We start from the raw sequence: 25,162 nt of genomic DNA on the forward strand, positions 1-25,162 counted from the left end.
CGCGGACGAGAGATTAGCGCGTAGTACTACTCAACCGCTAAGCGCCCTGGCCAGGCATGCTTGCAACATGCCGCTCACCACGCCCGCATCCGATGCCCGCCAGGTCGTCGACAACACACCGGCCGGCCGCGACCGCGCCGTCGACTTCATCCGCATCGCGGCACTCTTCGTTGTCATGTTCGGACATTGCGCGCTGCTGCTCGCCACGATCGACACCGGCGGACTGCGCATCGGCAACCTACTCGGCGAGCTCCCCGCGATCGCGCCGATCACCTGGGTCGTCCAGGTGATGCCCCTGTTCTTTCTCGCGGGCGGCGCTGCTGCCGCTTACGGCTGGCATACCGGAACCCGATGGGGCACATGGCTATTCACCAGGGCCCAGCGCCTCTGCCGACCCGTGTTCTGGTACCTCGCGGCATGGTCGGCCGGCCTTGTGATCGCGCGCATGACCCTCGGCGCTGAATCAGCAGAGGGGCTCGGCCGCGAGTGCGTCGCGCTGCTGTGGTTTCTCGGCGTCTACCTTGTCGCGCTCGCGTTCGTCCCCGCCCTGACCCGGTTGCGCACGGGTGGCGGAGTCGCGGCCGCAATCGCATTGCTTCTGACCGCCGCAGCGGCATTCGACGCTGTCCGGATCGCTGTCGGCGTGCCCATGTCCGCCGTCGCCAACTTCTTGATCGTCTGGCTCATCCCCGTTGTGATCGGGGTGGCCTACGCGCGTCGGCTGATCACTGTCCGCTTGGCATGGGCCGTGGCTGCCTCGGCATTCACCGCGCAGGTGGTGCTGGCGATCACCGGCCCCTACGACGTGTCTTTGGTCGTGACCGGCGCCGAGCGGATGTCGAATGTATCTCCGCCGACGTTCCTGCTCGCTCTGCACTGCACGTGGATGTCGTTCGCGTTCGTCGCTACCGCCAGCGTGATCCGCCGATGGACTACGCGGCCTCGAATCTGGCGGGCGGTCGTCGTCGGCAACGGGGGAGCGATGACTCTCTACCTGTGGCACATCCCCGCCATCGCAATCGCAGCGTTTACGCTCAACTCCTTCGGAGTTGACGCGTATGACGTTCATGCGCAAGGGTTTTGGACCCACTTAGCGCTGCGAGCGGTCGTCTTCGCGGTCGTCATGGCCCTGATGTTCCGACTGCTCTCACCGCTCGAACATCGCCGACTGCCGTGGTGGGATGCGCCCGTCGGCGCCAACGGCACCCGTGCGACCGTCGCCGGTGCGCTGGTGTGTTTCTCAGGCGCCGCGGTCCTGTTGCTCGCCAAGAACGGGCTTGACGATGCCATCGGCGCGACGGCCGTTGGCAGCTTCATCGCTGCCTTGGCCGTCGCGCGCGTAGCGGCTACGCCCCGAGCGCGGGTCCGATAGTGGTGTTCCAGGATTCCTGCATCTCCGACTCGAACAGGCCCCAGGTGTGGGAGCCCTCGGGCCGCGCGACATAGTTGACCGGCACGCCTGCGGCGGCTGCCGCGTCGGCGAACGCCTTGGTGCTGTCGGCGACGATGCGCTCGATCAACCCGCCGGTGAAGTTGGGGCCGAAGCCCTCGGGCAGCCGGTCGACCGCGCCCTCCCCGCCGCTGGTCGACGCGGCGGCATAGACCGCCACGCCCTTGAGCTTGGCGACGTTTTTCGACGGATCGTGGGCCACCCACACCGGACCACCCGCCGGACCCCACATCGCATCGGCACTCGCACCGCCACTCATCAGCGTCATCGACACCTGCTGGGGCTGATCCGCGGGGTTGAGCAGACCACTGTAGGAACCCACTGCGCGATAGAGCCCCGGTGCCTGCACCGCGTAATCCACCGCGGTGCCACCGGTGCTGGACAAGCCTCCAACGGCGTTGCGGCCGTTGGTGTTGTACTGCTTGTTGATCAGCGGGGGCAGCTCCTGGGTCATATAGGTCTGGTACTGCTTGCTGCCATCAGCGACCCAGTTGGTCCACCAGCTGAAGGCACCGCCCAGCGGGGACACGACGTTGACGTTCTTGGTGGCGAAGAAGCCTTGAATGTCGGTCATCCCGAACCAGCTCTTGCCGCCGGGAGCAATGCCCCCGCCGTCCATGTCGTCGCCGCCGTCGATGCCGGGCAGCAGATAGAAGGTGGGCGCTCCGGACTTCGGGGCCTTGAAGACATCGTTGACGATCACCGTGTTCATCGCCGGCGAGTACACCGAGACCTTGTCCCAACGGTCGTTGACGTGCTGAATGTCGGTGATGTGTGGGCCACCGCCTGGTGCTCCACTCGGCGGATCCGCCGCCGCGACCGGGGTTGCCAGGAACGGAATTACCGAGATCAGGACGACGACGAACGCACGGATACGACTGTTCAGTTGGGTCACGGGGTGATTATGTAGTTCAGCGAATCCACAGGCAACCGTTTCCGGATTCAAATGTTGCGTGTCGTCCGGTTTCGTCGACCCCGCTGTGACCAGTGGGTTCGCAAAATGAATGTGGATGTCAGAAGGCGCGACTCCCGTTGCATCCCAACCGAAGAGACCACCCGTCGAGCTAACTGATCCATTCGCCGACGGCATTTGTTGGGATCGGTAGCCGCCGATGGCGCCTCTACTTATCGCAATGACGACGCCAAACCTGGCTGCGCACAACGAAAGGACTACCGCAATGAAGCTCGTGCCCACCCAGCTCGAGGAACAGATCAACCGCGTCGACCGCCGTACGGCATTGGGTATCGGGATCGCGACTGGTCTGACGGCACTCTGGTGCGCCTACCGGCTGCTCTGGCTGATCTACACGGCAGTGACGTTCTCCAGCGTCGGCTGGTCGCCGATTTCACTGGTCTTCCCGTTCGTGATCTGGGGGGTGGTCGGTGTGGTCGCGGGGATCGCCGCCTTCGGCTTCCTGACGCGTTACGCCAAGGGAACCTAACCCCTCATGTCTTGGCCTGGCGCTCGTCACGACGTGGACGGGCGCCGGGTCTGTTTTACGTCAGGCGAGAGGCGCAATAGGCGGTGCGACCGGACCCGGGGGCGGGCCCGGAGGCACGGGCGCGGTATCCAGATGCGGTGTGGGTCCGGCGGCCGCGACCACGGGTGCCTGCGGTGCTGGAGCGACAGGTGCGGACAGCGGCGAAGGCGCAGGCGTTGCTTGCGGTCCCGGCGCCGCTCCCGTCGCGGGTGGCTGCGCTAGCACGTCGGCGGCCCAACTGGCTTGCAGTTGATTCGCGGCGAAAGTCGCTGCCTGATCGGTCATTCCGGCGTCGACGTACGTGTTGTGTGCCGAGAAGCTCCGGCCGCCGGTATCGCAGACAAGGTCGTTGTCGACGCACAGGTCGATGGTTTTGCCCACGTACTGCGGGCCGATGGTGACGGCCGGGTCATTGATCGCACGCATGAAGCGTGTCGACGGCTTGCCGAACAATGCAACCGCCGCGATGTGGTTGGACACCTCGGGCGGCATTGGTGCCGGCACTTCCGCCGGCGAAACCCCGTCGGGCACAACGCTCGCGGTGACGAAGCCCATGACCGCGGCACCCTGCGAGAATCCGCCGAGCACCATCTTGGTCTTGGGGCAATTCGCCGCGGTGGCAAGGATGTGTGTGCGCGCGTCGTTGATGCCGTCGAGGGCGGTAGAGAATTCGATGGTCGCCGGATAGTCGACGGCGTACACGCCAACCCACTTCGGCGCGACACGCGCGCGCAGTGCCTCGACGAACGCTTCTCCCGTCGGCCCTACGCCGGGCGCCTCAGTGGTGCCTCGAGCGAAAACAACTTCGGCGTCCGGGCACGGCTCGGCCTGCGCGGATGGAGTCGGTGCACTCGACAGGCCGCAAGTCGCCAGTGCCGCAGCGCCAATCGATACGGCGATATGACGTGGCTTCACGGACCTATGCTTGCACACCGCGGCGGGTGATGCGCCCCGAGCGGAAAACCCTTCGTGCGCCCTGGGTTTGCCCCATTTTCGCAGCACAGCAGCAATAGCGACAGACTGCAGCTTCGCCATGACTGACCTCCCCGCTCGCAACGATGTCATCTATGTCGTGAGACAGCCGCCAAGTATTACGCGACACCCAGATGCTGCCAGCCTGGCCGAAGTGGATTGCGGTGAATACTACGTAAACCCACCGCTGAACACCTAATCTCTTAATGCCTCCTTAGAGCTTGCTAATCGGACGCTAGCGAAGCTGGCGCAGGTTCTTCTGCCCGCGTTGACGTTTCGCTTTCCTGGATTCGACTCGCCTCGAAAGTTGCGGACTGATTGACCATTGCGGTCTCGATGCACGCCTGCCCACGCTCGTATGTCGCCCGACGACCAGCGAATGTCACAGCGCCGAATACATCAGGCCCGCAGGGTCGTTTTCTGACGGACTGCGACTAGCCGTTCCAGGTTTGCTCCGAAGTCGCGCGACGCAGGCGTGTCCGGCTCCGCGTAGTTGACATAACGCCCAACCGAATGCGCCTGGACCGCGGCATGCGCACTGGTCAGCCACCGGTTTGCGGTGCCGATTCGGTCAGGCGAAGGCTCGGTATACCACTGCAGGCACGCGGCCTGACGACGCCACGGAAACGCCGTACCTGGCCGGATCGAGGTCGGTGACGGCCCCGGCCTAGTCGGCATTCGAGGGCACCACGACGTGGCCGTCGATGGCGTCGTCGAGCGCTGTCCAATTCTGCGGATCGGATGACTTAGACGGCTTCGGTGAGGCCGACGTTGTCGGCTGCGCCTGCGGTCCTTGCGCGGGATCCCGGCACGAGGCCAATGCGCCCGCTGCGACAGTGCCGAGTGCGCTGCGAATGCAGGCCTGACGTGAGATCCCCCGCGTAATAGCCGAATTCCGGCTGGCGTGTCAGGCGGCCTGTTCGAAAAGTGGCGTGACCCGAGAGGCCGCAGGCCGGACGACGCGCAACGCGCGCGGATGCCGCGTGTGCAGCGCGACAAGCGAACCGGACCGAACGACGCCCAACGGCCCCTGGCGGGCGAAGCACGAGATCGCGCTTGCCCGTACGGCGAGCGCTGCCTTTGCCTGGCGGTATCCGAGCCGCATGCCCGCCGCGCAGATGATCAGAAGCCCGGCCATGCCCGGCAGCGCGAATGCGGCAAGCGCGGTCAATGAAGCGGGTGCCAGCACCGCCTTCACGGTGTGCTCAAGGAACGACAGCGCGTCCGCCGGACCGGCGCCGCCAATCGCCAGCGGGGCAGTCCCGGACAGCGACAGGTCCGCGCTCAAGCCTGCGACTGCAAGTCCACCGAGCGTTGCAGGCGCGATGACGTCGCCAAGCAACGGCATGCCTCCGCCGGGACCGATCGGAAGGATCGGCCCGGTGAACGTTGTCGTTGGCAGCATCAGGCCCGCGCTTGCTGCGGCCGAAAGACCCGGACCGGAGGTGACGCCGACGGGTTCGGCTGTCGACCCGGCCGCGGCGACCATCAGGGAGTAGAGGTCGCCTGGTATGAGCGCTAGCGGCGCGACGGCGGCATTGACTATGCCGAGCATGATTTGAAGCGACGCCATGACGTCGCCAAGCGGATTCCCGGAGTTAGGCAGTGCCGCGAGGGCCCCGGGCAGCATCAGCGCAACTCCGGCGACACTCGCGATTGTGTTGGTCAATGGCCGGAACGCTTCGAGGGCCGGCGTGAGCACTACGGTGGACGGTGGGGGGCCATTTGGATCCGATCCGGTGACGTTCATGGTCAGCGGAGTTGGGTTGGGATTGGCGGTCCCGGCTTTCTCGCCCGACTCAGCAGGGGCGGTGGTGATCACCGCGGGAGTGACCTCTGAGGACTCGGTGCTGGCGGCGCCGGTGTCCGGTGCCACGGCGGGCGTCGTCGGTTTCACGTCTTCGGGCGTCGTCGGTTTCACGTCGGGCGTCACGGGTTTCTGCCCGACGGGGGGCTTTACGCCTGGTTTGCCGAGTGAACCGAGCGTCTGGAGAACGTTCTGAAGGGTGCTACTGATCGATGACAGCGGTTTATTAGCGCTACTAGCGACCGACGCAGGCGCGTTGACGTCTTTGGCCGTCCCGCCAGCCCCCTCGCTGGTGGAGGTGGACGGACCAGCCGCGTCGGTGGTGTCAGCTGCGGCGATCGCTCCACCGGCGCTCCCGATGAGGAGGCCTGTCGTCAGCATGAAGACACCCGCTGCGAGGCGCAGTTGCGTCGAAATCTTGGTCTCCTCCCACCAGCAAGCGATCTCGTCGGTAGGTAACGAAGGGTATTCTCGCACAGTTTCGGTGTTTAACTAAGACGATTCTGCAGTGAAACCGGCTCAAAGGAAATGGGCAGCAAACGATTTCTGAAAGCCACCCAAAATGATCTTTCTCGCTTGCCGCGGGGAGCATACGAATTGGGTTTGCTGACATTGGTTGAGGCCCTGCGTTTCCCGGAGGAGGTCGACCTGGCGGGTCATTGACGCCAGCCCAGCGTTGACCCCCATCGGTCGGAATATCGTGGTATTGCACCGCGGTGGTATTGATGCATACCTGGCGAGCGGCCGGCGATCGGACCGTCCACCGTGACGCGACTAAGTTTGCCGCGATGGTCGCGCCTGGGTTCGGCGCTAATTTGCGGGCTGGCCGGATCGCTGAGAATTCAACCCTCGATGCCCGCCGGCGGTCGGTCGCAAGCCGTGCCGTACGGGTGGGCGCCGACGGACACCCCGCGGTCGTCAAACGGTGTCGACCTGCGCGTGTCCAGCAAACAGTAAACAGGAGCCATCCCCGGCAGGTCGGGACGGTGAACCGCATGGGCAGGCAGGCACGCAACGCCAGCCCCTGCGGCGGATTTTCAGGAGTTTCCATGCGGTACGTCTGTATTCAACAGGTCAATAGGTGGTAACAGCGCTGGTGGCCACGCCGATAAGGTCCCAGAGTCGGTGCTGTGCGCTTTCTCATCTTCACGAGATGACGCGCAGGAGCGGGCAAACTATGCTCGCTTCGGGTGAGGGCCTGACCCGCGACGGCGGCGTCGGTTACGCGACGAGAGTGGGGCATCAAGTGCAATCGGTGTTGGGACTGTCGATGACATCCACCAGTGTTGGGTGGGTGCTTCTCGACGGACAGGGTCCTGACGCCGCCATTCTCGATCACGACGCATTCGACATTCTGTCCGCCGGAGATGGTGGCGAAGGTGCTACCTCCCCGCATGCCGCGGCAGCCCGCGGCGCGCAGACCATCGCCACCGCGAGCGGCCACAACGTCGATGCCGTCCACGTCACGTGGACCGACGACGTCGAGAGCGACGCCACGGCACTGCTGAAGTCGTTGGCGGGCTTGGGGTTCGACAACGCGCACTCGATCTCCTTGAGCAATGCCGCGCAGGCGTGGGGGATCGAGGTCGGGCGCGAAGGTGCGCATGCCAAGACGGGGCTGTGTGTCCTCGAGCCTGATCTGGCAACGGTCATGATCATCGCCACCGGGGCGGGCACGGTGCTCACCGCCGTCACCGATACCCGCGAATCCACTGACGACCTTGTCGAGTGGCTGAGAACCGTCTTTAGCAAGGATGGCTGGCTACCGGAGTGTCTGTATCTCGTCGGGGCGCGTGCCGATCTCGATGAGGTCACCCGGCCGATCGCCGAGGCTCTGCCGATAGCCGTCTCCGACTCCGTCGACACCCAGGTCGCGCTTGCGCGTGGGGCGGCACTGGCGACGGTCAGCCAGGGCGAAACGACTTCGCCGGCGGCTACCGAGCCGCCTTGGCGGATATCGCTTGTCAAGAAACCGGCCTTTGCGACGGCAGAAACCGTTACGGCAGCGACGGCCAGCGGCACCGCCGCTACTCGGGTGATCGAGAAGCCGCGAATCGAACCGAAAGCCGGTTCATCGACCAGGCAACGACCGTGGCTGGTGGCGCACACGAAGAAGCTGACGATCGGTGCCGCGGCCATCGCGGTTTTCGGGGCCGCACTGTTTCTCGCAGCCGGTTCGGCGCTCAATGTCGAGAACTCCTCCGCACAAGCCGCAGACACTGCCGCCGAGGACACCTCGGTAACGTCGGTCAGTGTCCACACGGTTCCTCCGCAGCACGTTCCCCAGCTTCAACCGCTGGCCGCCGAACCACCGCCGTCCGTTCCTCCACCGCCTCCACCGCTTGAACCGCTGCCGCCCCCAGCGGAGCCCGTTGCGTCCATGGCACCCGAGCCGGTAGCCGTCCCAGCTCCGGTGTCGGCGGCTACGGCTGTGCCCCACGCAGTTCCGGCACCGACGCCCGTTGCGCCGCCGACAGTCGCGCCGCTAGCAGCGCCCGTTGCGCCGCCGACTGCAGCGCCGGCACCCTTTGCGCCACCACCTGCAGGGCCGGCACCGACGGTGCCGCCACCTGCAGCGCCGGCACCCATCGCGCCACCACCTGCAGCGCCGCCACCGACCGTGCCGCCACCTCCGCCGGCGGAGGGTGCCGAGCCGCCGCCACCGGACCCGTTGCAGCAGGTGTTGAGCCCGTTGTTCGGCGGGCTGCCCTGACAGTTAGTGCTTGACGCCGATGGTGATCAAGTCCGACAGCACCAGCGTCCACGCAGGCCGGCGGACACGGTGTTGATCGCTGACCGCAAAGCCCGCGTCCTCGAATAGTGCCCGCATCTCCGAGGGAGACGGGTTGTGCGCGGGGTTGAGCCGGTTGGCAGACAGCCGATGCAAGGGGAGCACCTGGCGCGGACTCAAGGTCGTCACCGCCGCCAGACCGCCTGGGGCAAGAACTCGGTAAAAATCACGCAGCGCGGCGGGTTGGTCGAAGAAATGAAACGCCGAAGTGGTCACGACCGCGTCCAGCGTGCCGTCCTCGAACGGGAGATGCTCGGCAGGTCCCTTGCACCACTGCACGTCTGACGAGCGGACCTTGGCCTGAGCGAGCATGCCGTCAGACATGTCAACGCCGTAGACCTCGTCAAGGTGCAGCTCGCTCGCGATACGGGCGGCGAGAATACCTGTGCCACAAGCGATATCGGCCGCCCGCCGGGCGTCGCTGGCCCTCAGCGCGGCGATCACCTCATCTTGCGCCGGCCGGTATACCCACTGCTGAAGAAACGGCAGATCGTACAACGGAGCGGCGATGCTCCAGAACTGTGTGACCGCGTCGTTGAGCGTCCGGCGCGGCACTGACGTCACCAGTTCCAGACCGTGGGGTCGGTTGGCGGATAGTTCATGCAGATGTCGGTGCCGTGAGCGGCGACGCCCTTGTTGTTGAAGAACAGTTTGGCCCAGTTGCCCCAGTGGGTGGCCATCTGCTCGTAGTAGACGTTGGTCGCGGTGTCTTCTGAATATTGGCGCCGTGCGGCGTAATCGAGGGAGAAGAACCAGTAGATGCGGTCTCGGGCGGCGTCTTGGACGTCGACGGGCCGGTTCTTGTAGTCGGTCATGTAACGCTCGTAGTAGACCGGCTCGACGTCGCGCACGGCGGCCATGTACTGGTCGACGGTACAGGTGGTCTTCAGGATCCGATTCGGGATCGGGTAGTCGTCACTGGCGTCAGCCGAGGCGACCGCGGGAACTATCGTCGCCGCCACGCTCACCACAGCCGCCGCGACACTCGCTTTGATCCACATCATCTGGCTCCTTACTGGTGGGCGGCTGCGTCGAGTACCGGCAGTTTATCGGGGCAGTAATACCGAAGCGAAGCCCCGAGGAACTGCCACGCCTGCTCGGTGGTGCTGCCCTTCGGCAGCTGAAGGAAGACGAACTTCGCGGACTTGTCGGCATCCTGGTCCAGCCCGTTGTACAGCCGCTTACACGTGATCTTGCCGATCCACGCGTTGTAGTCCTTCTGGCCGTAAATGCCATACGTGTGGAGCTCGTTAGAGAAATCCGTATCCGGATCGGCGTACGCCGGCGCGGCAAAAACCAACGCAGGTGCTATCGCTGCCACGGCAACCGAAGCGAGTCTAAATCCCTTCATCACACACCTATCTAATTGGGCCCGTTGGGTTTTCATCAGCAGTACCGCCACTGCCGACGCTGATCGGGGTGTCGGCCGAGTGTCGCGCCGGTTTCGGCCACGGCACCGGCTTTGGCCGGGTGCGTACGTTCTGCGGCCACCAGAACCAGCGGCCCATCATCGCCGCGATCGACGGCGTCATGAACGAGCGGATCACAAGCGTGTCGAACAGCAAGCCCAGGCCGATCGTCGTGCCCACCTGACCGACCACGACCAGATCGCTGACCACCATCGACATCATGGTGAATGCGAACACCAGTCCGGCAGACGTGACCACCGCACCGGTACCCGCCATCGATCTGATGATGCCAGTCTTGATGCCGGCGTGTATCTCTTCCTTGAATCTGGACACCAACAATAGGTTGTAGTCCGACCCGACCGCCAGCAGGATGATCACCGACATCGCCAGGATCATCCAGTGCAGCGGCATGCCGAGGATGTGCTCCCAGATCAGCACGGATAGACCGAACGAAGTGCCCAAGGACAACAGCACGGTGCCGACGATGACCGCCGAGGCGATCACCGCTCGGGTGAGCAACAGCATGATGATGAAAATCAAACAGAGCGAGGATATGCCGGCGATCAGAAGGTCCCAGTTCGAACCCTCCTGCATGTCCTTATAGGTGGACGCGGTGCCCGCCAGATAAATCTTCGAGCCCTCCAATGGCGTGCCCTTGATGGCCTCGAACGCCGCATTCTTGATCTGCGGAATCAGCTTGATGCCCTCAGGGGTCGCAGGGTCACCTTCGTGAGAGATGATGAACCGCACGGCTTTTCCATCCGGCGAGACGAACATCTTCATGCCCCGCTTGAAATCCGCGTTGTCGAAGACCTCGGGTGGCAGATAGAACGAATCGTCGTTCTTCGATGCATCGAACGCCTGGCCCATGGCCCCTTGGTTCTCTTGCATCGCCTTCATCTGGTCCTGCTGACTCTTCTGGCTCTGGTACATCGTCAACGAGATGTTCTTCATGCTCTGCATCGTCTCGATCATCGACGGCATCAGAGCGACCATCTGAGGCATCAAGGTGTCCAGGCGCTCCATGTCGGGAAGCAGGTTTTTGATGTCGTCGGTCATCGTGTCGATGCCGTCAAGGGTGTCGAAGATCGATCTGATCGACCAGCAGACGGGAATGTCGAAGCAGTGCGGTTCCCAGTAGAAGTAGTTGCGCAGCGGTCGGAAGAAGTCGTCGAAATCGGCGATGTGATCGCGCAATTCCTCGATGTCGACCGTCATGCCTTTCATCTTCTCGACCATGCTGTGCGTGGTGGCCGCCATCTGCACGGTTATGCTCTGCATTCGCTGCATCGTGTCGATGGAGGTCTGCATGTCATTGGCCTGCTTGAGCATGTTGGCCATGACCTTGTCCATGTAGTCCTGATTCATCTGCTGGGTAGTGCCCTGCATGCTGATCAGGAACGGGATCGAGGTGTGCTCGATCGGGGTGCCCTCAGGCCGGGTAATCGACTGCACCCTGCCGACGCCGGGAATGTGGAAGATGCCCTTGGCAATTCGGTCGATCACCAACATGTCCGCCGAGTTGCGCACATCGTGGTCGGTTTCCACCAGCAGCATCTCCGGGTTCATCCGGGCCTGCGGGAAATGCCGGTCTGCCGCGGCATACCCGAGATTCGCGGGGATGTCCTTGGGCAGATAATTGCGGTCGTTGTAGCTCGGCTTGTACGACGGCAGTGCAAGCAGCCCGATCAGTGCCAGCGCAACGGATGCCGCCAGGATCGGTCCCGGCCAACGCACCACGGCGGTACCCATCCGGCGCCAGCCGCGAGTCTTCATCGCCCGCTTGGGATCGAACAGACCGAATCGGCTGCAGATCGTCAACAGCGCAGGCGCCATCGTCAGTGCTGCGGCCACTGCGACGAGCATGCCGATCGCCAATGGAATGCCCAGCGTCTGGAAGTAGGGCAACCTCGTGAAGTGCAGACAGAAGGTCGCACCCGCAATGGTCAGACCCGACCCGAGAATGACGTGGGCGGTGCCGTGATACATGGTGTAGAAAGCGGTTTCGCGATCTTCGCCGTTCTCACGGGCTTCGTGATATCTGCCGACGAGGAAGATCGCATAGTCCGTTCCCGCGGCTATCGCTAGCGTCGTGAGCAGATTGACGGCGAACGTCGACAATCCGATCAAGTCGTAATAACCAAGGGCAGCAACGATTCCTCGGGCAGCCGCCAGCTCGATGAACATCATTACCAAGACGAGTAGGACGGTGACGATGGATCGGTAGACAAACAGCAGCATCACCAAGATGACCAAGATGGTGATGCCAGTGATCAGCTGGATGCTCTTGTCGCCGGCGTGGTGCTGATCGTTGGTCAGAGGCGCCGGCCCCGTGACGTAAGCCTTGAGACCCGGTGGCGGAGAAGATTTGTCGACGATGTCGCGGACCGCTTGCACGGAATCGTTCGCCAGGCTCTCGCCCTGGTTACCCGACAGATAGACCTGGACGTAGGCGGCCTTGCCGTCGGCGCTCTGCGCCCCCGACGCGGTGAGTGGGTCGCCCCAGAAGTCTTGAATGTGTTCGACGTGCTTCTTGTCGGCTCGCAGCTTGTCGATCAGGCTGTCGTAGTACTTGTGCGCGGAATCGCCGAGCGCCTGGTCGCCCTCGAGGACGATCATCGCCGAGCTGTTCGAGTCGAACTCCTGGAACGTCTTACCGATGCGCTGCATCGCCTCCAGCGACGGTGCATCGTTGGGCGCCAACGACACCGCGTGCGCCTCGCCGACCTTCTCCAGCTGCGGGGCGATGACGTTGACTACCACGACGATCGCTATCCAGCCGAGGAAGATCGGCACGGAGAACAGCCGGATGAAGCGCGGAATTATCGGGTGGGCCCCAATGTGGGTATTGCTCATGCCGACTTCACCAAGCAGAAGGTCTGGGCGTTCACGCCGTCGGTCGTCCTCTCGTCCTTGATGACACCATCGACGGTGATGCGGCACGTGATGGAACTGCCGTCGCTCTGGGCGACGATGTTCGGGCTAGCTGCGGGGGCCGTCGTGGTCAGGGTCAACTGCCACGGGATCGCTGTATCGAGGACCTTCTGAGGCTGCGCGTCGAGATCGAGATAGTTGATGGTGGCGATGGCCCCGTCGCCGAAGATCTCGTATTTGACGACCTTGGGGTTGAACGGCTCGGGGTCGTTGACCAGGCCGGCACCCGGCTTGGTCAGCACCGTGTGGCCGAAGAACCCGCGGAAGCGGTCCACCACGAACACTGCGATGACCACTACAAGCAGGATCACCAGCAGCACCCAAATGCGCTTTGCAAAACGCAACATCAGACGATTCGCTCCCGTGTGTTCAAGGCAGTCGCGGCTATAACTTAGCCGGTATAACTTCTCATCGCGAGACCATTACCTCAAGTAACTGTGTTGCTGGTCACCTCCTGGTCAGGGGGGCGGACTGGGTCACTGGGCCGCTCCCATGACGGCATTTCGAATTGGTCGAGGCAGCGCTCGATGAAAGCCAATGCCTGATCGTGGCCGCGGGTGATGCCGAGGCCCTGCTCGTGGATCACCATGCGCGCCAGCCCGCCCATGATCATCGACATGACCACCGGCGGGAACTGTTCGAGGTCGATGCCACGGGCCTTCAATGCCAGGGTCACGACGCCTTCTTCAAGGTCGCGGAATCGCATTGCGTAGGCCGAGATCTCGCTGCGGATCGCCTTGCGATGGTTGGCCATCGCCAAGAACTCGGTGAACAGTTGGGCGTCGGTCGCACTGTTGAGCAGCCACAGCGCGTGCAGTGGCTTCGCCTGGGCGATCGCCTGGCGTTGATGTTCCAGATTGCTCTCGGCCTTATCGCGCAGCACCGCGATGAACAGGTCGTCCATGCTGGGGAAGTAGTAGTGCACCAACGCGGGCTTGACGCCCGCCTTGGCGGCGACCCGCCGCGACGTCGCGGCTGCATAACCCTCTTCGAGCATGATTTGGGCGGTCGCCTCGATCAGAGCCTCGCGCGTCGCCTCCCGACCAATTCGTGGCCGCTCGTCAGCGGGGCGTCTGATCATGAAGGCAGACTAACGGTTGGGCGACCGCCCAACAACCGCTACGTGTTATCGGGCGTGGCGGGCGGCAGTAGCGCCTCGAGCCGTCCGAGCGCGTCATTGAGCGCCTCCGTGCGTTCTACCCCGCCCGCGAGCGTTCGACCGACCGCGCAGCCGATGACGAACGTCGAGAGCGGAGTCATCTTGCGCTCGACGCGATGCGCGACGTCGCCCGCCGCGTCGAGCAGCCGCGACATCTCGGCGGACGTCAAGGGCACCTCACCAAGGCTGCGGGCGAGCTCGTCGATCCAGTTGTCCATGTCGTCCTCTTTACTCCTCCGGCGAACTTGCTATTTTTGCTAAGATACGAACTCGTGAACTGGACACCGCTTCCCGTTCCGTGGGCAGTCCAGGCTGTGGACCGGATCCCCAAGCAGCGCTACTACGACAAGGAGTTCTACGCGCTCGAGGCCGAGTTGTTCTGGCCCCGGGTGTGGCAGATGGCGTGCCGGCTCGAGGAGATTCCGGCGCGCGGCGACTTCGTCGAGTACGAGATCCTCGACCAGTCCGTGATCGTCGTCCGGGTGGACGACGACAACATTCGCGCCTTCTACAACTCATGTCGCCACCGCGGGATGAAGATCGTCGAGGGCAGCGGGTCGCGCCGCAGTTTCGTCTGCCCGTTCCACGGATGGTGCTGGGGACTCGACGGCGCCAATTCGTTTGTGCTGCGGCCCGAGATCTTCGACGAAAGTAACCTCGGCGCCGACGATCTGCGCCTCGTGTCCGTTCGGTGTGAGCTGTGGGGCGGCTGCGTGTGGATCAACTTCGACGACACCGCGCCGCCGCTGCGCGATTGCATCGAACCGTTCGCGTCCAAACACGACGAATGGAAAGTCGGCGCGTTGCGCACCGAGTGGTGGAAGTCGTGCCTGTTGCCTGTCAACTGGAAACTGGCGACCGAAGCCTTCATGGAGGGTTATCACGTCCCGCAGACCCACCCGCAACTGCTGCCGTCGTCGCACAGTCCGGACACGGCGTCCGTGCATCCACTCATCGAGATGAGCCTGCACTTCATGCGTACCCTCGGCTCCGGCATGGGCGGCATGACCCACGAGAACGACGTCCGCATTGCCGAAGGGCTGCAACACATGTCGCTGCCCGACGATCCGGCCGAGGCGATGGCCGCATGGCGCGGCGCGGTCAACGACGCTGTCACCACATGGCACCGGGCCCGCGACTGCGACTTCCCCGACCTCAACGACCTCGATCGCCGTGGCGTGATCGACCCGATCGGATTTTGCTTCCCGCACTACTTCCTGCTGCCGCAATACAGCAGTGCATCCTCGTACCGGATCCGACCGCTCGGGCCAGAACAGACGCTCTTCGAAATCTGGTCGCTCACCCGCTATCCCGGTGACCGCTCGCCTGGAAGACCCACCCCGCCCGAACCGCTCGCCCCTGACGATCCGAGCTGGCCGACGATCCCCGCGCAAGACTTTTCGAACTTACCGCGGCAGCAGAAGGGATTGCACACCAAGGGATTCGAGTACATGCGGTTGTCAACGGACGTCGAAGGGCTGATTTCGAACTTCGAGCGCGTCATCGACGGCTTCCTTGCGGGCCTGCCCTACGAGCAGCTTGTGGGGGCGATCCAGAAAACGAACACGACGATCGACGTGCCCGTCGCCGACCTCGACCTGTCAAAAAGAGTTCAAGCATGACGATCTGGGACAAGTCCGTTGACCTCCTCATCGCGGGAACCGGCGGCGGCGGAATGGTCGCTGCGCTGGCGGCACTTGACTCAGGCATCGAGCCGCTGGTCATTGAGAAGCAGACCCTCATCGGCGGGGCGACCGGCATGTCAGGTGGCATGGTGTGGCTGCCGAACAACCCGCTGATGCAGGCGGACGGTGTCCCCGATTCTCACGAGGACGGCTTGGCGTACTTCGACGACGTTGTCGGCGACATCGGGGAGGCGTCGTCGGTTGCGCGCCGCGAGGCATTCCTCACCGCAGGCAGCGAGATGATCAATTTCCTCGTCGATAAGGGTGTTCGCTTCGTCCGATGCCCCGGGTACAGCGACTATTACCCGAATCACAAGGGCGGCAACGCGGCTGGACGGTCCATCGAGGGCATTCCCTACGATGCGGCTGCATTAGGGGGCTGGAGCGACAAGCTCCAACGGATGGACAAGAACTGGAACCGCGGATTCGTGGTGAAGACCAGCGAGCTGGTGGTGGTGCAGTACTTCAATCGCTCGCCGCGAGCGTTCGCCTTGGCCCTGAGGGTGTTTCTGCGTACCCAAGCCGCTCGGCTCGCGCGTCGCGACATGCTCACCAACGGGGCCTCGGTCATCGGACAGATGCTCAATGTGCTGATCGGCCTCGCCGGTGGCGAGCCGCCGATCTGGACGGGCACCGCGATGGATGATCTCATCGTCGAGGACGGTCGTGTCGCCGGTGCCCGAGTCACCCGAGACGGCACCTCGCTGAATATCGAAGCGCGCAAAGGGGTTCTGCTCGCAGCGGGAGGATTCAGCCGCAACCCCGAAATGCGCCGTCGGTACAGCGGCGACCAGCCCAACGATGCGAAGTGGTCACTCGCGAACCCGGGCGACACCGGCGAAGTGCTGGAGACCGCGATGCGGCTCGGCGCGAAGACCGATCTGTTGGATGAAGCCTGGTGGCTCCCATCGGTTTTCGTCGCAGACCCGCGGGCCCGTGTAGTCGGGTCTGGCCGGCAGCGGCCAGGAGCGATCTATGTCGGCGGGACCGGCAAGCGGTTCTGCAACGAGTCGAACTCGTATGTCGAGGTTGGCAAGGCGATGTACGCAAACAAGGCGGTGCCGTGCTGGCAGGTCTTCGACGAGGGATATCTCCGCCGATACGTTTCAGGCGCAAACCCGTTCGCCAAGCGGGGTCTGCCCGAAGAGGTGATCGAGACGGGCGCCATCCTGCGCGGCAATACCGTCGCCGACCTGGCACGCCAGATGGATGTCCCCGCAGAGGCATTGGAGCAGACGGTCCGCCGATTCAACGAGTTCGCCGGCAAGGGGCAAGATCCCGACTTCGGACGCGGTCAGTCGGCATACAACATCTGCCTCGGCGATCCGGGACACAAACCCAATGCCGCCCTTGGGCCGATCGATCGTGCGCCGTTCTATGCGACGCGGGTGTTCCCGGCCGACGTCGGCACGTGCGGGGGAGTGATCACCAACGAGCACGCGCAGGTGCTCAACGAGAACGACGACGTGATCGACGGTCTCTACGCGACGGGCAACATCACGGCCACCGTGATGGGTCGCACCTACCTCGGCGCGGGTGGCAGCATCGCCAACACGATGGTCTTCGGCTATGTCGCCGCCCGTCACGCGGCCGGTTCCTAGCGCGAACAGACGCAAATTACCCGATTTTATCGGCGTGTCGGGGCACTTTACGTCTGCTCGCCCTCAACGAAATCCCTTGGCTTCAAACCGGACTCGATGAGCTGTCGGCGCCGCTCCTGCACATCGGACGCCGCGCCGACCATGTTGGTCAGGATGTGGCTGACCTGAAGATGTACGCGCATACCCATCAGCTCCCACGCCCGCTTCACGTTGTTCTTCACGGCCATCAGCGTGGTCAAGGGGATCTGCCCGATCTTGCGGGCCATCTCCTCGACGGCGTCCTCGAGGTCCTCGCGCGGCACGACTTTGTTGAGCAGCCCCCACTCGAGTGCCTCCTGCGCGGAAAGTGTTGGCGCCAACAGTAACCAGTCCATGGTGCGATGCCAGTTCATCATCAGCCACGGCTCGATCATCGTGTGCCCACCGGGTTCACCGAGGCTCTGGGCCAGCGGCATCTGGAAGTACGCGTCGTCAGATGCAACGCTGAAATCCGTCAGCAGGCCAAGGTAGATGCCGCCGCCCATGCAATATCCGTGGATCGCCGAGATCGTGATCTTCGGGAACTCCCACAGATACAACGTCGGCCATAGAAAAAGGTCGGCGGTGCCCTTGTACAGATCCTCAAAGCTGTCGCCGAAGTCCGGATACGGGTTCTCGTCGGGACCCCAGCGCGCTACGTGCCCGCCGCAGAAGCCTTTTCCATTGGCCTTGAGGATGACCACCTTGATGTCCCTGTCGCGGTCGGCCTCATGCAGGCAGGCGTCGACCTCTTGGACCAGTTGCGCGTCCTTCGTGTTGGCCTTGTCGGCCCGGTTGAGGATGATCCGCGCTATCGGCGGCTCCCGCTCATAGATGACCGATTCGAGTTCCCGCCGCTCTGGTGTGTCTTGTCGCTCACGCTCCGTCATCCGGCCTCCTAGAGAATCGCGCCGCTGTCCTTGGCCGCGGAGATGTCGTCCCAGTCGAGGTCGAGCTCCAACAGGATCTCCTCGGTGTGCTGTCCATGTTCGGGTGCGCGTGCGGGTCCCGGGGGAGTTTCATTGAATTGCACTGGAGCGGCGACGATCTGGTATTCGACACCCTTGTCGTCGACGTTCGGGATGGTCAGTCCGTTTGGTGCGACCTGAGGATCATTCAACGTCTCCTTCGGCGTCGCGAGCGGCGCCCACACCCCGGGTTCGTCGGCGAGTGCCTTGCGCCAGTGCTCGAGGTCCTGACTCGCGATCGCCGCGCCGACAAGCGCGCACGCCTCGGAGGCGTTGGCGATCAGGTTGCTCGACGGTACGAAACGTTCGTCGGTGGCAAGCTCCGGCAGGCCGATCCGCTCGCAGAACCCCGCCCAATACCGGTCGGGTTGCAGAAACACCAACTGAAGCCACCTGTTGTCCTTGGTCTTGTAGCGATTGACCAGTGGGTTGATCGCCAACCCGGGTGGTGCGCCTGGGATACCGTCGATGCCGAAGAGGTCGGCCACCGAGATCGACGGCGCAATTGACCACATCGCCTGGGCCAGCAGCGACGAATCGACGACGGAGGGCTCGCCGGTACGTTCCCGGTGAAACAGTGCGGCGCAGACCCCGCCGGCCAGTGTGATCCCGCCCTGAAGGTCGCCGAACCCAGGGCCCTGCACGGCTGGGGTCTCGGTGCCGAATGGCGTCATGGTGTACGACACGCCGCCGCGGGAAAGGTATGTGGCGGCGTCGAATCCGCCCTTGTTCGCATCCGGCCCCCGCACGCCCGTGCCGGTGCCGCGGGCGATGATGAGGTTCGGGTTGAACGAGCGCAGGTCCTCAACAGTGAGCCGGGCTCGTTCCAGCGCGCCTGGCAGCCAGTTGGTCAGGAACACGTCGGCGGTGGCCAGCAGGCGACCGAGGTATTCGCGACCGGTATCGGTTTTGATGTCGATGCCGATGCTGCGCTTACCGCGGTTACCGATTTCGAGGATGAAGTCGACGTCGGCGCGCGCGTTCTGGCGGGTGAAGCCACCGATCACCAAGGCCCGGCCGGGGTCACCACCCTTGACGTCCTCGACCTTGATGACGTCCGCACCCCAATCCGCAAGCGCCGCACCGGCAGACGGCACATACGTCCACGACGCCAATTCGACGACGCGCACCCCGCTCAGGACTCCGGTCATCGCAATGCTCTCCCCACTTCTTGCAGATACTTATCCGAGCGGCCCAGGAATATGCTCCAGCCGAGCAAGCGCTTGAGATACAGGTGAGCGTCGTGTTCCCAGGTGTAGCCGATGCCACCGAAGATCTGGATCGCGGTGTCGGCGACGCTCGCCAGTTGCCCTGCGAATGCCTTGGCGCGCACCGCGGCCAGATGGCGCTCGCCTGGCTGCGCTGCATCCGCCGCCCACAGTCCGTGTATCACGCCGCTGCGCGCGAGTTCGACGGTCTCGTACATGTCGACACACATGTGCTGGACCGCCTGAAAGCTTCCAATCGGCTGGTCGAACTGCCGTCGAACCTTGGCGTATTCGACGGCCATGGTCATCACCGCGGTCGCCGCCCCTAGTGCGTCGGCGGCGTACGCGATCAGCACATCGTCGACGGTCGCTTCGATGTCCTCTCGACTGACCAAGGCCAGGCGCTCGCCCGGCACGGCGTCGAACGTGGCATTGAACAACTTGCGCGTCGGATCGACGTGGAGCCGCTTCGCCGCACATATACCGTCTTGATTCGCGTCGACCGCGAAAAGTGCTGTCCGGCCGCCGTCGTCGACCAGCACCAGTGCCACGTCTGCAGCTATCGCATCCGGTAACGGGTCGACCCAGCCGCAGACAAGCCCTCTTTCGATTACCGCTCGTGCGCCGTCCAGCGGACCGAACGTGGCGATGCTGGTGCCGTCAGCGATGCGGGTCAGCAGCGGTCCGGCGACTGCTGGGTCAACCATGCGCGTCAGTGCGCGCGTCGCGGCGACCGCAGTCGACAGCCACGGCCCGGAATGCAACGCGGCGCCGAGTTCCTCGGCGACGACGCCGGCTTCGACCATCGTCATGCCCGCACCGCCGAACTCCTGCGGCACCAGCACACCGATGGCGCCGAGGTCGGCCAAACCCCGCCACACCTCGCCGGTGATGCCCTGGTCGCTATCGAGCATCGCGCGCACATGGGTTGACAGGCTTGCCTTTTCAGCAAGAAATCGGCGCACTGTGTCACGCAGGGCCAGCTGTTCGTCGGTGAGTTCGAGGTTCAACGGTGTCCTCTGCTCTTCGCGCTCATCGCCGCGGCAGCCCTAACACTCGTGTTGCGGTGACGCTCTTGTTGATCTGCGTGGTGCCGCCCGCGATGGTCAATGAACGCGACGTCAATCGATACTCGGTCCATCGCCGGGAACCGTCGAGCGGGCCGAGCGCGTCGAAGGCCAACGCCGCGAGCTCCTGGCCGATCTCGGCCCACACGCTTTTGGCCAGGCTGGCCGACCCCAGCGCGTCGCCGCCGTGCAGCGTCGCCGATATCGACCGCAGACACAGCACCTCGAGATACTTGATCCGCACCGCTACCTCGCCGACGCGCTGCAAGGTCACCGCATCCTCGATCAGGTCGTTGTCGGTGAGGTCGGCCACCAGGTCGCGCAGCTGCATCTCCAGCTGGGCATACAGCCGGGCGGCGCCGGCGCGCTCATGGCTGAGCGTGGTGGTGGCGACCTGCCAACCCGCGTTGAGCGGGCCGAGCAACGCGTCGGCAGGCACCCGGACGTCGGTGAAGAAGATCTCCGCGAAGTCGCTTGCGCCGTTGATGGTGACCAGCGGCCGCACCTCGATGCCGGGCAAAGTCATGTCGACAATCAGACACGAGATGCCCTTGTGCTTGGGCGCATCGGGATCGGTGCGCACATACAGCTGACACCAGTCGGCGCGGTGCCCCAGCGACGTCCAGATCTTCTGGCCGTTGACCACATAGTCGTCGCCATCGCGCACCGCGCGGGTGCGCAGCGACGCGAGGTCGGATCCCGCTTCCGGCTCGGACATGCCCTGACACCAGATGTCGTCAGCGCGCACCATCCGGGGGAGCAGGTCGCGCTTCTGCGCATCGGTGCCGTACTGCATGATCGCCGGCGCGATGTTATTCAACCCGATCACATTGAGCGGCACCGGAGCTCGCGCGTGAATGGTTTCCTCGGCGTAGGCGAGTTGCTCGAGCACGCCCGCTCCGCGGCCGCCGTACTCCTGCGGCCACGACACCGCGCCCCAGCCCGCGTCGGCCAACGTGGCATCCCACGCGCGCAAGGTTTCGAAGGTTTCCGGGTCACGCCCACGCCTACGACCGGCGGCCACCACTTCTTCGGTCAGGTTCGCGGCCAACCATGCGCGCAGCTCCTTGCGGAACTGTTCGACCTCCGGCGGGTACGAGAAGTCCACGGGCTTCCTGTCGGGATCGTTTCTTTATAATTTTAGGTAGTATAGCTACTGCAACACGTTACAGTTGGGGTTGCCACATTGCGTCTCGGAATGGTCACTTCAGGGAGGTTCGGTCGTGGGCCGAGTAGCGGGGAAAGTAGCGCTGATCAGCGGAGCCGCTCGCGGCCAAGGCCGGTCGCATGCACGATTGCTCGCCGCTGAGGGCGCCGACATCATCGCGGTGGACATCTGCGAGGACATCGAGACCAACGAGTATCCGCTGGCGCGGCCGGAGGACCTCGACGAGACGGCCCGGTTGGTGGAGAAGGAAGGCCAGCGCGCCCACACCGAGATCGCCGACGTGCGCGACCGCGCGGCACTGGCGGCGGCGATCGACCGCGGCGTTGCCGAGTTCGGTCAGCTCGACATCGTGGTCGCCAATGCCGGCATCTGCCCGATGACCGCGGGCCTGCCGCCGCAGGCATTCGTCGACGCGGTCGACGTCGACCTGCTCGGCGTCATGAACCTCATCCACGCGAGCATCAAACACCTCCAGGCCGGTGCTTCGATCATCGCAACGGGCTCGGTGGCCGCCTTCATGGCGACCGCCGTCAACACCGCAGGGATGGACGGCGGACCTGGCGGCGCGGGTTACGCGTTCGCGAAACAGGTTGTCGCACATTATGTCAACGATCTAGCCCGGACATTGGCGCCCGAGCAGATCCGGGTGAACGCGATTCACCCCACCAACTGCAACACCGACATGCTGCACAGCCCGCCGATGTACAAGGCGTTCCGGCCGGATCTGCAGAACCCGACCCGCGAGGAAGCCGAAGTCGTCTTCCCGATGATCCAGGGCTTTCCGATTCCCTACGTCGAGCCCGAGGACATCAGCGAGGCCGTGCTGTTCCTGGCCAGCGACGCCGCCCGGTACGTCACCGGCCAACAGTTACGCGTCGATGCGGGCGGCTTCCTGAAGATCAAGCCGTGGTCGGGACCGTAGGGAAGGCGTGGCATGACCAAAGGGATCATCTATGTGGAGACCAGGCCGGCGTCGCCGGACAGGGAAGCGGAGTACCACAAGTGGTACAACGGCACGCATCTCGAGCAGATCCTGTCGGTGGACGGGATCGTTTCGGCCCGCCGGTTCGCGCCGACAAGCGGCGACGGTCCGTTCATCGCGATCTACGAGCTTGACTGCGACGACTTGGATGCGGCCGCGAAGCGAATGAGCGAAGTCAATCTGACCGGGCTCGACAACATCGCCATGGACCCCAAGCCGATTCCCCACGTCTACCGCGAGATCGGATCGCTTGGCCCATGACGTATCCGGCTGACGTCCAGCGGCGCATGTACGCGTTGATGGTGTTGATGAAGGCCGCCGACGACCGGCTGTCCAAGGGCATCGGTACCGGTGAGTTCATGTGCGTGTACTGGCCGTCGCGTGGTCAGGAAGCGGTTGCCGCCGCGATGGGTGTCTCGCTGCGTGAAGACGACCAGCTGGTGACGACGTATCGCGGCCTGCATGACCTGATCGGCAAAGGCGTTCCGCTGGAAGAGATCTACGGCGAGATGATGGGCCGCACCGTCGGCGCGAGCCGCGGCAAGGGCGGCCCCATGCACATAGCGAAACCCGAAAAGGGTGTGATGCTCTCGACGGGAATCGTCGGGGCCGGACCGCCGGTGGGCGTCGGGCTTGCGCTGGCGGCCAAGCACAAGGGGCTCGACCGCGTCACGGTGGTCAGCTTCGGCGACGGCGCCACCAACACCGGTTCGTTCCACGAGGCGGCGAACATGGCGGCGCTCTGGGATCTGCCGATCGTCTTCGTGTGCCAGAACAACCAGTACGCCGAGATGACGCCGACCACCGAGACGATGAAACTCGACAAGGTCGCGGACCGGGCGGCCGGTTACGGCATGCCGGGGGTCCGCGTCGACGGCAACGATCCGCTGGCCGTCGCGGCGGCGCTCGACGAGGCGCTTGGCCGGGCCCGCCGCGGTGACGGCCCCACCTTCCTCGAATGCGTGACGTTCCGCTTCCGCGGCCACTACTTCGGCGACCGGATGCCCTACATCCCGAAGGAGCAGCTCCATAAGGCGATGGCCGCGGACCCGGTGCCGAGATTCCGCAGGCAGCTGATCGATAGCGGCCTCTGCACCGACGAGGAGCTGAGCCGGATCGATGAGGGCGCGCTCACCAAGGTCGAAATGGCGCTGAAGACGGTGATGGACGCTCCGGCGCCATCAGTCGACGAACTCGATCGTGACGTCTACGCAAGGACTCCGTAGATGGATGAGAAAGAGATGACGATGCGCGAGGCGCTGAACCTCGCGCTCGACCAAGCGCTGGCGGCCGACGAGCGGGTGTTCCTGCTCGGCGAGGACATTGCCGACCCCGGTGCGTCCGGCCCGACCGCGGGCCTGTCGACGAAGTACGGCCACGAGCGCGTGTTGGACACTCCTATCTCGGAAGCGGCGATACTCGGTGCGGCGGTCGGCGCCGCGATTGACGGTCTGCTGCCCGTTGCCGAGATCATGATCATGGACTTCATCGGCATCGCTGCCGATCAGTTGATCAACAACGCCGCCAAGCTGCGGTTCATGACCGCGGGCCGGACGACGGCACCGCTGACGGTTCGTACCCAGGTGTACGGCGGCCTCGCCACCGGCGCGACGCACTCGCAGACGCTCGAGGCCTGGTTCATGCACATTCCGGGGATGAAGGTGATCGTGCCGTCGACCCCGCGAGACGGTAAAGGACTGCTGACGTCGGCCATCTTCGACGAGGATCCCTGCCTGTTCGTCGAGACCATCCGTCTGCAGGGCCAAAAGGGCCTGGTACCAACCGATCCCGGGTTTTCGATTCCGCTCGGACGGGCCGACGTGAAGCGACCGGGGTCTGACGTCACGATCATCAGCTACGGGCGAGGCGTCCTTGACTCGCTGAAGGCCGCCGCGACGTTGGAGCAGCAGGGGATCAGCGCAGAGGTCGTTGACCTGCGCACGCTGTTACCGCTCGACGTCGAGACCATGGTCGAGTCGGTGCGCCGCACCCGACGGGCGGTCGTCGTGCATGACGCCGTCCAATTTGCGGGCCCAGGCGCCGAAATTGTGGCGACGCTACAGGCCGAGTGCTTCGGCGAACTCGTCGCGCCCATCGAGAGAGTCGGAGCGCGGTTCGTCCCGACGCCCGCGGCCGCCGCGCTCGAAGCCGAGGTATACCCGTCGCCCGCCCGCGTGGTCGCGGCCGTTGCGCGGACCCTCCAAGAAGCGAGAGTCCGTGGCTGACTTCGTCATTCGCATTCCGCGCGTCTCGGTCGCCGTCTCTGAAGCGGAGCTCATCGAGTTCCTTGTGGAGGACGGCCAGCACGTTGAGGAAGGCGCACCGATCTATGTGATTGCAACGGAGAAGGTGGAACAGGAGATTGAGGCCGGTGCATCGGGCACCGTCCGATGGACCGGCGAGGTCGGCACCATGTACGACATCGGCGTCGAGATCGGCGTCATCAAGTCATAGGAGAGGGA

At 64.2% G+C, this 25,162-nt stretch carries 24 protein-coding genes; 10 read left to right on the plus strand and 14 right to left on the minus strand.

Features of this window, described 5'->3' with window-relative positions:
• Nucleotides 1-67: 67 nt before the first annotated feature.
• Nucleotides 68-1,372, plus strand: a complete 1,305-nt coding sequence (locus MYCSM_RS15115; RefSeq protein WP_015307029.1) for an acyltransferase family protein — start codon at nucleotides 68-70, stop codon at nucleotides 1,370-1,372.
• Here the strand turns inward: MYCSM_RS15115 and MYCSM_RS15120 are convergent.
• Complete coding sequence (locus MYCSM_RS15120; protein WP_051073754.1) at nucleotides 1,347-2,345, minus strand: alpha/beta hydrolase; 999 nt, start codon at nucleotides 2,343-2,345, stop codon at nucleotides 1,347-1,349. The genes MYCSM_RS15115 and MYCSM_RS15120 overlap by 26 nt on opposite strands.
• A gap of 283 nt (nucleotides 2,346-2,628) precedes the next feature.
• Between MYCSM_RS15120 and MYCSM_RS15125 the strand changes: the two genes are divergently transcribed.
• Nucleotides 2,629-2,892: a hypothetical protein gene (locus MYCSM_RS15125; RefSeq protein ID WP_015307031.1), complete on the plus strand. Its 264-nt coding sequence runs from the start codon at nucleotides 2,629-2,631 to the stop codon at nucleotides 2,890-2,892.
• Nucleotides 2,893-2,952: 60 nt separating this feature from the next.
• Here the strand turns inward: MYCSM_RS15125 and MYCSM_RS15130 are convergent, their stop codons facing one another.
• A complete protein-coding gene (locus tag MYCSM_RS15130) occupies nucleotides 2,953-3,846 on the minus strand; it encodes a cutinase family protein (protein ID WP_041312134.1) in 894 nt (297 codons plus the stop codon).
• Between the two features lie 964 nt (nucleotides 3,847-4,810).
• Complete coding sequence (locus tag MYCSM_RS15135; protein WP_157681333.1) at nucleotides 4,811-5,836, minus strand: hypothetical protein; 1,026 nt, start codon at nucleotides 5,834-5,836, stop codon at nucleotides 4,811-4,813.
• 1,051 nt (nucleotides 5,837-6,887) lie between these two features.
• Between MYCSM_RS15135 and MYCSM_RS35250 the strand changes: the two genes are divergently transcribed.
• A complete protein-coding gene (locus MYCSM_RS35250) occupies nucleotides 6,888-8,423 on the plus strand; it encodes a DUF7159 family protein (RefSeq protein ID WP_015307035.1) in 1,536 nt (511 codons plus the stop codon).
• A gap of 3 nt (nucleotides 8,424-8,426) precedes the next feature.
• Here MYCSM_RS35250 and MYCSM_RS15150 read toward each other — a convergent pair whose 3' ends face one another.
• From MYCSM_RS15150 to MYCSM_RS15180, 7 genes are all read right to left on the minus strand, one after another.
• Nucleotides 8,427-9,065 (minus strand): class I SAM-dependent methyltransferase, encoded by a 639-nt coding sequence (locus MYCSM_RS15150; RefSeq protein ID WP_015307036.1) that lies wholly within the window; start codon nucleotides 9,063-9,065, stop codon nucleotides 8,427-8,429.
• Nucleotides 9,062-9,502, minus strand: a complete 441-nt coding sequence (locus tag MYCSM_RS15155; RefSeq protein ID WP_015307037.1) for a DUF5078 domain-containing protein — start codon at nucleotides 9,500-9,502, stop codon at nucleotides 9,062-9,064. Before MYCSM_RS15155 ends, MYCSM_RS15150 begins: the two co-directional genes overlap by 4 nt.
• Nucleotides 9,503-9,513: 11 nt before the next feature.
• Nucleotides 9,514-9,852, minus strand: a complete 339-nt coding sequence (locus tag MYCSM_RS15160) for a DUF732 domain-containing protein (protein ID WP_015307038.1) — start codon at nucleotides 9,850-9,852, stop codon at nucleotides 9,514-9,516.
• A 7-nt stretch (nucleotides 9,853-9,859) separates the two neighbouring features.
• Complete coding sequence (locus MYCSM_RS15165; protein WP_015307039.1) at nucleotides 9,860-12,766, minus strand: MMPL/RND family transporter; 2,907 nt, start codon at nucleotides 12,764-12,766, stop codon at nucleotides 9,860-9,862.
• Nucleotides 12,763-13,191: an MmpS family transport accessory protein gene (locus MYCSM_RS15170; RefSeq protein WP_015307040.1), complete on the minus strand. Its 429-nt coding sequence runs from the start codon at nucleotides 13,189-13,191 to the stop codon at nucleotides 12,763-12,765. Before MYCSM_RS15170 ends, MYCSM_RS15165 begins: the two co-directional genes overlap by 4 nt.
• 80 nt (nucleotides 13,192-13,271) lie before the next feature.
• Nucleotides 13,272-13,925 (minus strand): TetR/AcrR family transcriptional regulator, encoded by a 654-nt coding sequence (locus tag MYCSM_RS15175; protein WP_015307041.1) that lies wholly within the window; start codon nucleotides 13,923-13,925, stop codon nucleotides 13,272-13,274.
• A 38-nt stretch (nucleotides 13,926-13,963) separates the two neighbouring features.
• Entirely contained in the window at nucleotides 13,964-14,221 is a 258-nt protein-coding gene (locus tag MYCSM_RS15180; protein WP_015307042.1) for a DUF6457 domain-containing protein, read from the minus strand.
• A 54-nt stretch (nucleotides 14,222-14,275) separates the two neighbouring features.
• Here MYCSM_RS15180 and MYCSM_RS15185 point away from each other — a divergent pair, with 54 nt between their 5' ends.
• Both MYCSM_RS15185 and MYCSM_RS15190 read left to right on the plus strand, forming a co-directional pair.
• The gene (locus MYCSM_RS15185; protein ID WP_041312140.1) at nucleotides 14,276-15,625 is read left to right on the plus strand and encodes an aromatic ring-hydroxylating oxygenase subunit alpha; all 1,350 of its coding nucleotides are present in this window, start codon (nucleotides 14,276-14,278) and stop codon (nucleotides 15,623-15,625) included.
• Nucleotides 15,622-17,289 carry an FAD-binding protein gene (locus tag MYCSM_RS15190; protein WP_015307044.1) on the plus strand — a complete coding sequence of 556 codons (1,668 nt, stop codon included), beginning with the start codon at nucleotides 15,622-15,624 and terminating at the stop codon, nucleotides 17,287-17,289. The genes MYCSM_RS15185 and MYCSM_RS15190 overlap by 4 nt, the downstream gene beginning before the upstream one ends.
• Nucleotides 17,290-17,336: 47 nt before the next feature.
• Here the strand turns inward: MYCSM_RS15190 and MYCSM_RS15195 are convergent, their stop codons facing one another.
• From MYCSM_RS15195 to MYCSM_RS15210, 4 genes are read right to left on the minus strand one after another with little or no spacing between them, the layout of a single operon-like run.
• Complete coding sequence (locus MYCSM_RS15195; protein ID WP_015307045.1) at nucleotides 17,337-18,197, minus strand: enoyl-CoA hydratase-related protein; 861 nt, start codon at nucleotides 18,195-18,197, stop codon at nucleotides 17,337-17,339.
• A gap of 8 nt (nucleotides 18,198-18,205) precedes the next feature.
• Entirely contained in the window at nucleotides 18,206-19,426 is a 1,221-nt protein-coding gene (locus MYCSM_RS15200; RefSeq protein WP_015307046.1) for a CaiB/BaiF CoA transferase family protein, read from the minus strand.
• Nucleotides 19,423-20,493 (minus strand): acyl-CoA dehydrogenase family protein, encoded by a 1,071-nt coding sequence (locus MYCSM_RS15205; RefSeq protein WP_015307047.1) that lies wholly within the window; start codon nucleotides 20,491-20,493, stop codon nucleotides 19,423-19,425. Before MYCSM_RS15205 ends, MYCSM_RS15200 begins: the two co-directional genes overlap by 4 nt.
• Before the next feature lie 22 nt (nucleotides 20,494-20,515).
• On the minus strand, nucleotides 20,516-21,658 hold the full coding sequence (locus MYCSM_RS15210) for an acyl-CoA dehydrogenase family protein (protein ID WP_015307048.1): 1,143 nt from the start codon (nucleotides 21,656-21,658) through the stop codon (nucleotides 20,516-20,518).
• Nucleotides 21,659-21,773: 115 nt separating this feature from the next.
• Between MYCSM_RS15210 and MYCSM_RS15215 the strand changes: the two genes are divergently transcribed.
• Genes MYCSM_RS15215 through MYCSM_RS15235 form a run of 5 tightly spaced genes read left to right on the plus strand, consistent with a single transcriptional unit; the run spans nucleotide 21,774 to nucleotide 25,154 of the window.
• On the plus strand, nucleotides 21,774-22,640 hold the full coding sequence (locus MYCSM_RS15215; RefSeq protein WP_015307049.1) for a mycofactocin-coupled SDR family oxidoreductase: 867 nt from the start codon (nucleotides 21,774-21,776) through the stop codon (nucleotides 22,638-22,640).
• A 12-nt stretch (nucleotides 22,641-22,652) separates the two neighbouring features.
• Nucleotides 22,653-22,961, plus strand: a complete 309-nt coding sequence (locus MYCSM_RS15220) for a hypothetical protein (RefSeq protein WP_015307050.1) — start codon at nucleotides 22,653-22,655, stop codon at nucleotides 22,959-22,961.
• Nucleotides 22,958-23,926 carry a thiamine pyrophosphate-dependent dehydrogenase E1 component subunit alpha gene (locus tag MYCSM_RS15225; protein ID WP_015307051.1) on the plus strand — a complete coding sequence of 323 codons (969 nt, stop codon included), beginning with the start codon at nucleotides 22,958-22,960 and terminating at the stop codon, nucleotides 23,924-23,926. The genes MYCSM_RS15220 and MYCSM_RS15225 overlap by 4 nt, the downstream gene beginning before the upstream one ends.
• Complete coding sequence (locus MYCSM_RS15230; protein WP_015307052.1) at nucleotides 23,927-24,925, plus strand: alpha-ketoacid dehydrogenase subunit beta; 999 nt, start codon at nucleotides 23,927-23,929, stop codon at nucleotides 24,923-24,925. It begins immediately after the preceding gene.
• Nucleotides 24,918-25,154: a biotin/lipoyl-containing protein gene (locus MYCSM_RS15235; RefSeq protein WP_015307053.1), complete on the plus strand. Its 237-nt coding sequence runs from the start codon at nucleotides 24,918-24,920 to the stop codon at nucleotides 25,152-25,154. The genes MYCSM_RS15230 and MYCSM_RS15235 overlap by 8 nt, the downstream gene beginning before the upstream one ends.
• The last annotated feature ends 8 nt before the right edge of the window (nucleotides 25,155-25,162 follow it).

The sequence above is a fragment of the Mycobacterium sp. JS623 genome (genome assembly GCF_000328565.1).
Classification (GTDB): domain Bacteria; phylum Actinomycetota; class Actinomycetes; order Mycobacteriales; family Mycobacteriaceae; genus Mycobacterium.

Coding starts and splice junctions, on each gene's coding strand:
- MYCSM_RS15195 (WP_015307045.1), bottom strand. CDS start 18,197: ATGACGGAGCGTGAGCGACAAGACACACCAGAGCGGCGGGAACTCGAA.
- MYCSM_RS15125 (WP_015307031.1), top strand. CDS start 2,629: ATGAAGCTCGTGCCCACCCAGCTCGAGGAACAGATCAACCGCGTCGAC.
- MYCSM_RS15115 (WP_015307029.1), top strand. CDS start 68: ATGCCGCTCACCACGCCCGCATCCGATGCCCGCCAGGTCGTCGACAAC.
- MYCSM_RS15190 (WP_015307044.1), top strand. CDS start 15,622: ATGACGATCTGGGACAAGTCCGTTGACCTCCTCATCGCGGGAACCGGC.
- MYCSM_RS15155 (WP_015307037.1), bottom strand. CDS start 9,502: ATGTGGATCAAAGCGAGTGTCGCGGCGGCTGTGGTGAGCGTGGCGGCG.
- MYCSM_RS15225 (WP_015307051.1), top strand. CDS start 22,958: ATGACGTATCCGGCTGACGTCCAGCGGCGCATGTACGCGTTGATGGTG.
- MYCSM_RS15220 (WP_015307050.1), top strand. CDS start 22,653: ATGACCAAAGGGATCATCTATGTGGAGACCAGGCCGGCGTCGCCGGAC.
- MYCSM_RS35250 (WP_015307035.1), top strand. CDS start 6,888: ATGCTCGCTTCGGGTGAGGGCCTGACCCGCGACGGCGGCGTCGGTTAC.
- MYCSM_RS15230 (WP_015307052.1), top strand. CDS start 23,927: ATGGATGAGAAAGAGATGACGATGCGCGAGGCGCTGAACCTCGCGCTC.
- MYCSM_RS15200 (WP_015307046.1), bottom strand. CDS start 19,426: ATGACCGGAGTCCTGAGCGGGGTGCGCGTCGTCGAATTGGCGTCGTGG.
- MYCSM_RS15175 (WP_015307041.1), bottom strand. CDS start 13,925: ATGATCAGACGCCCCGCTGACGAGCGGCCACGAATTGGTCGGGAGGCG.
- MYCSM_RS15160 (WP_015307038.1), bottom strand. CDS start 9,852: ATGAAGGGATTTAGACTCGCTTCGGTTGCCGTGGCAGCGATAGCACCT.
- MYCSM_RS15180 (WP_015307042.1), bottom strand. CDS start 14,221: ATGGACAACTGGATCGACGAGCTCGCCCGCAGCCTTGGTGAGGTGCCC.
- MYCSM_RS15165 (WP_015307039.1), bottom strand. CDS start 12,766: ATGAGCAATACCCACATTGGGGCCCACCCGATAATTCCGCGCTTCATC.
- MYCSM_RS15170 (WP_015307040.1), bottom strand. CDS start 13,191: ATGTTGCGTTTTGCAAAGCGCATTTGGGTGCTGCTGGTGATCCTGCTT.